The following is a 4,650-nucleotide window of genomic DNA, read 5'->3' on the forward strand; positions in this document are numbered from 1 at the left end:
GCGGGAACTTCGGGGCCGGATTCGCGGGTGCCGGCTTTGCGCAGGCGTTCAGCCCGCTGAGCGGTCGGGCGAGTACCAATGCCGGAAGGGTGGTGTCATCGGCCCTGGTGGGCGGCACGGCGAGCGTGCTGAGCGGCGGGAAGTTCGCCAATGGGGCGGTGACGGCGGCGATGAGCTACGCCATGGGGCAGATGGCGCCAGGTGGCGGTGGCCAGAGCTCCGGGCCTAGCGAGGAACCGGGTAAAGCGACACTCAAGGTTGGACAGTCCCGCCTCATGACGGAGGGCGAGATCGCAATGGCGCAAGATGTCTTTGGCGGCGATGTCGATTACTCGAAGGTCAAGGTGTTCAACAGGAAGTTCCGATTCTTCCAGCAGCGCGGCGTTGCCATGGCGCCCAATGGGAATATCTATTTCCATCCGGCTGACTACATGGATGACTTCTCGACCTCGACTATGGGGAATCGTGCTTGGTTCATGCACGAGATGACCCATGTATGGCAGCACCAGCGGGGTATCAACGTCTATTCCGCTGCCCTGGATAGGCGCTATGACTACAGGCCGCTTGCACTTGGGAAGGCTTTCCAGAGCTACGGGCTTGAGCAACAGGCTGACATCGTGCAGGACTACTTTTTGATGCGAAACGGCTATCAACCGCAATGGCGGGGGCACGCCATTGGGGAGTACCAAGCGATCCTGCCGTTCGGGAGATCGCCATGAGGTCGTTCGGGCTCTCGATGTTGATCGCGATTAGTCTTCCTGCGTGTGCAGTCGATGGTGGCCGGATCATGCAAGACGAACAGTTGGAAGCTGCGGGATCTGAGGCGGTTCAGGCAGGCGATTTTGGTCGAGCGATCGAAATGGTTCTGCCCATGGCCGCCGCCGGTGATCCTGAGGCTGAGTTTGCTGTTGGCGACCTTGCCATTCTGTGGCTGGAAGCAGACGCGCCGAAAGAGCCTCCGAAGTACACGCTTGATGAGGCCGTAGTGTGGATCCGAAAGGCGGCCGCCAAGGGTTTGCCTCAAGCGGCTGGCTTTCTGAGATCAGGCTATGAATGGGGCCGATACACGCTCCCGAAGAACGCGGAGCTTGCGGGATGTTGGCGTCGAGTCGAGGACGGAGAACAAGACGCGAACGTTTGCTTGGCTGCTGAAGAGTCAGTGAACTGATCCCGGAGCCCCGCCCTCACCGGCGGGGCTTCGTCGTTTCAGCGACTGGTGCGCTGCTTCGGCGTGGTGCTGCGTTTGGCGCGAGCCGCCGAGGTGCGCTTCTCGGTCGGCGCCGGTGCGGTCGGCGGCAGGGGGCTATCTGAATTTTGGCTCTGTTGAATTTCAAGTGGGTTGCGGCGTAAGCTTCCCCGTCAAGCACACAAAGCGAAAGCGGAACTTTCCTCGTATTGCTGGCAGACCTCGGCGGGCGTCAGGTCGCCGAGGGAATCGTGGGGTCGCTGCTCGTTGTACGAGTTTGTCAGGATTTTTGTGTGAGGGGCCTACCATGACGATGTTCAGGAGCCCCCATGCCACGCAAGAAATCTACCCCTGCCGCGAAGCCGGACGCCATTCTTCCCGACGATCTGCTTGAGAAGCTGATCCCGGGTCCGATGGACGCCGCCGGCGTCGAGGCCGTGTTCCAGAAGTTGAAGAAGGCCGTGATCGAGCGCGCCTTGGGCGCCGAGTTGGGCATGCACCTGGCCAGCCCCGAGGGCGGCCGGGGGAACCACCGCAATGGCCGCAGCGGCAAGACCGTGCTGACCGACGAGGGGCCGCTGCGGATCGACGTGCCGCGCGACCGCGCCGGCAGCTTCGAGCCGCAGCTGATCCCGAAGCACGAGCGCCGCTTTGCCGGCTTCGATGACCGGATCATCTCGATGTATGCCCGTGGCATGTCGGTGCGCGAGATCCAGGGTCATCTGGCCGAGATGTATGCCGTCGAGGTGTCGCCGGAGTTCATCAGCGCGGTTACCGACGCGGTGATGGCCGAGGTGGGGGCATGGCAGGCCCGGCCGCTGGAGCCGATGTATCCGGTGGTGTTCTTCGACGCCCTGCGGGTGAAGATCCGCGAGGACGGTATGGTGCGGAACAAGGCGGTGTATCTGGCCCTGGGCGTGCTGCCGGATGGCACCCGCGACATCCTCGGGCTATGGATCGAGAACACCGAAGGCGCGAAGTTCTGGATGAAGGTCTTCAACGACCTGAAGACGCGCGGTACGCAGGACATCCTGATCGGCGTGGCCGATGGCCTGAAGGGCCTTCCCGAGGCTCTGGAGGCCGTGTTCCCGGCCACGACGCTGCAGACCTGCATCGTGCACCTGATCCGCAACAGCCTCGACTTTGCCAGTTGGAAGGACCGCAAGGCGCTGGCTGCGGCGATCAAGCCGATCTACACCGCGCCGAGCGCGGAGGCTGCCGAAGCCGAGCTGGAGGCGTTCGAGCAGGGCCCCTGGGGCCAGCGCTTCCCGACCGTCGTCGCGGCCTGGCGGCGGGCCTGGGGCCGGGTGGTTCCGTTCTTCGCCTTCCCGCCCGAGGTGCGGCGGATCATCTACACCACCAACGCCATCGAGAGCGTGCATTCGCGGTTGCGCAAGATCATCAAGAGTCGCGGGCATTTCCCGAGCGACGAGGCGGCGACCAAGCTGATCTGGCTGGCCCTGCGCAACATCACCGCCGACTGGAAGCGGGCGAGCAAGGAGTGGAAATCAGCGATGAACCAGTTCGCGATACTGTATGGCGACCGCTTCACCCTCGCGCCGCGCTGAGCGGGACGGGAAGAGATTCAGAAAACCGCCTCACACACAAAAATTCGGACAGCCCCCGTTGTACTCGAGCATCCACCACCAAGCAGCCTCGCGCACGTCTTCGAGGCGCCGGAAGAGGTACTGGTCGAGGACCTCCTCCCGGAACGTGCGGTTGAACCGCTCGATATAGGCGTTCTGGTTGGGCTGCCCGGGCTGGATGTACTGGATCGCCATGCCTTGATCCTTGGCCTACTCGGTGAAGGTGAGTAATTCCCCGACACCCGACCGTCGGCCGACGGTCTCACGCGGCGTGGAGTACCATGCGCGCCCCGCGTCGCGAGGCGCCCGTTGGAGGAACGGCCTGTCAAGCCGATCTCATGAAGAAGTCGGATTTCCATTACGCCCTGCCGCCCGAACTGATCGCGCAGGTGCCGCTCCCCGAGCGCTCCGCCTCCCGCCTGCTGCATGTGCCACCCGCTCCGGCGCCTTTCGAAGACCTCGGGGTGCGCGACTTGCCGGGCCTGCTACGCGCCGGCGACCTGCTGGTCTTCAACGACACCCGGGTGATCCCGGCACGGCTCTTCGGCCAGAAGGCCACCGGCGGGCGTGTGGAGGTGCTGCTGGAGCGCGTGACCGGCGCGCATGAGGTGCGCGCGCAGGTGGGGGCCAGCAAATCGCCGAAGCCCGGCAGCACCATCACCCTCGACGAGGGCACGGTGCTGACCGTGCTGGGGCGCGAGGGCGAGTTCTACCGCCTGCGCTTCGAGACCACCGAGCCGATCGAGAAAGTGCTGCTGCGCGCCGGTCGCATGCCCTTGCCGCCCTACATCCAGCGCGAGGCCGACATCCGCGACGACGAGCGCTACCAGACGGTGTTTTCGAAGCACCTCGGCGCCGTGGCGGCGCCCACCGCCGGCCTGCATTTCGACGAGGCGCTGCTGGCGGCTTTGCGCGGGAAGGGCGTCGAGTTCGGTCATGTCACCCTGCATGTGGGTGCCGGCACCTTCCAGCCCATGCGCGCCGAGCACGTGTCCGAACACACCATGCACGCCGAATGGCTGAACGTCGGTGCGGAGTTGTGCGAGCAGATCCGCCGCACCCGCGCGGCGGGGGGGCGTGTGATCGCCGTGGGGACGACCGTGTTGCGGGCGTTGGAGACCGCCTGGCGCGAGGGCGAAGTGCGGCCCTTCGCCGGCGACACGCAGATCTTTCTGTTCCCGGGCCGACGCATCCATTCGATCGATGCACTCTTCACCAACTTCCACCTGCCGGAGTCGACTCTGATGATGCTGGTCTGTGCCTTCGGCGGCTTCGAGCGGGTGATGGCGGCCTATCGTCATGCCGTGGAGCAGCGCTACCGCTTCTTCAGCTACGGCGATGCCATGCTGCTGTGGCCCCAGGCCGGGCAGGGCGCGGGCGCCGAGGGCCACGCATGAGCCGCATGCAGTTCGAGAAGCTCGGGCAGGACGGCGCGGCCCGGCGCGGCCGCATCACCTTCCCGCGCGGCCGCATCGAGACGCCGGCCTTCATGCCGGTGGGCACCTATGGCACGGTGAAGGCGATGCGGCCGGCGGAGCTCGAGGCCATCGGCGCCGAGATCATCCTCGGCAACACCTTCCACCTCTACCTGCGGCCGGGGCTGGAGGTGATCGAGGCCCATGGCTCGCTGCATGGCTTCACGCAGTGGCAGCGCCCCATCCTCACCGACTCGGGGGGCTTCCAGGTCTTCTCGCTGGCGCACAGGCGCAAGATCACCGAAGCCGGCGTCACCTTCGCCTCGCCGGTGGACGGGGCCAGGGTCTTCCTCGGGCCCGAGGAGAGCATGCAGATCCAGCGCGTGCTGGGCTCGGACATCGTGATGATCTTCGACGAGTGCACGCCCTACCCGGCGACCGAGGCAGTGGCCCGGAAATCGAT

Annotated in this window: 5 protein-coding genes and 1 pseudogene; 5 read left to right on the forward strand and 1 reads right to left on the reverse strand. The window is 65.3% G+C overall.

What is annotated here, in order from left to right:
• The 3 genes from ACK4HL_RS20265 to ACK4HL_RS20275 all read left to right on the forward strand — a co-directional run.
• On the forward strand, positions 1-719 hold a 719-nt coding region (locus tag ACK4HL_RS20265), incomplete at its 5' end, for a hypothetical protein (protein WP_409764619.1).
• Positions 716-1,168 (forward strand): hypothetical protein, encoded by a 453-nt coding sequence (locus ACK4HL_RS20270; RefSeq protein ID WP_334132167.1) that lies wholly within the window; start codon positions 716-718, stop codon positions 1,166-1,168. The genes ACK4HL_RS20265 and ACK4HL_RS20270, both read left to right, overlap by 4 nt.
• Before the next feature lie 347 nt (positions 1,169-1,515).
• Complete coding sequence (locus ACK4HL_RS20275; protein WP_409764621.1) at positions 1,516-2,754, forward strand: IS256 family transposase; 1,239 nt, start codon at positions 1,516-1,518, stop codon at positions 2,752-2,754.
• 30 nt (positions 2,755-2,784) lie between these two features.
• Here the strand turns inward: ACK4HL_RS20275 and ACK4HL_RS20280 are convergent.
• Positions 2,785-2,961, reverse strand: a pseudogene (locus ACK4HL_RS20280) (integrase core domain-containing protein); the annotation flags it as partial.
• A 149-nt stretch (positions 2,962-3,110) separates the two neighbouring features.
• Between ACK4HL_RS20280 and queA the strand changes: the two are divergent.
• Entirely contained in the window at positions 3,111-4,169 is a 1,059-nt protein-coding gene (gene queA, locus ACK4HL_RS20285; protein ID WP_409764623.1) for a tRNA preQ1(34) S-adenosylmethionine ribosyltransferase-isomerase QueA, read from the forward strand.
• A partial coding sequence (locus ACK4HL_RS20290; protein ID WP_409764625.1) for a tRNA-guanine transglycosylase occupies positions 4,166-4,650 on the forward strand: 485 nt, incomplete at its 3' end. The genes queA and ACK4HL_RS20290, both read left to right, overlap by 4 nt.

The organism is Aestuariivirga sp. (assembly GCF_046294715.1).
GTDB lineage: Bacteria > Pseudomonadota > Alphaproteobacteria > Rhizobiales > Aestuariivirgaceae > Aestuariivirga.

What these genes read in the sequence shown, in the direction of transcription:
- ACK4HL_RS20270 (WP_334132167.1), top strand. Translation starts at nt 716, where the DNA reads ATGAGGTCGTTCGGGCTCTCGATGTTGATCGCGATTAGTCTTCCTGCG.
- ACK4HL_RS20275 (WP_409764621.1), top strand. Translation starts at nt 1,516, where the DNA reads ATGCCACGCAAGAAATCTACCCCTGCCGCGAAGCCGGACGCCATTCTT.
- queA (WP_409764623.1), top strand. Translation starts at nt 3,111, where the DNA reads ATGAAGAAGTCGGATTTCCATTACGCCCTGCCGCCCGAACTGATCGCG.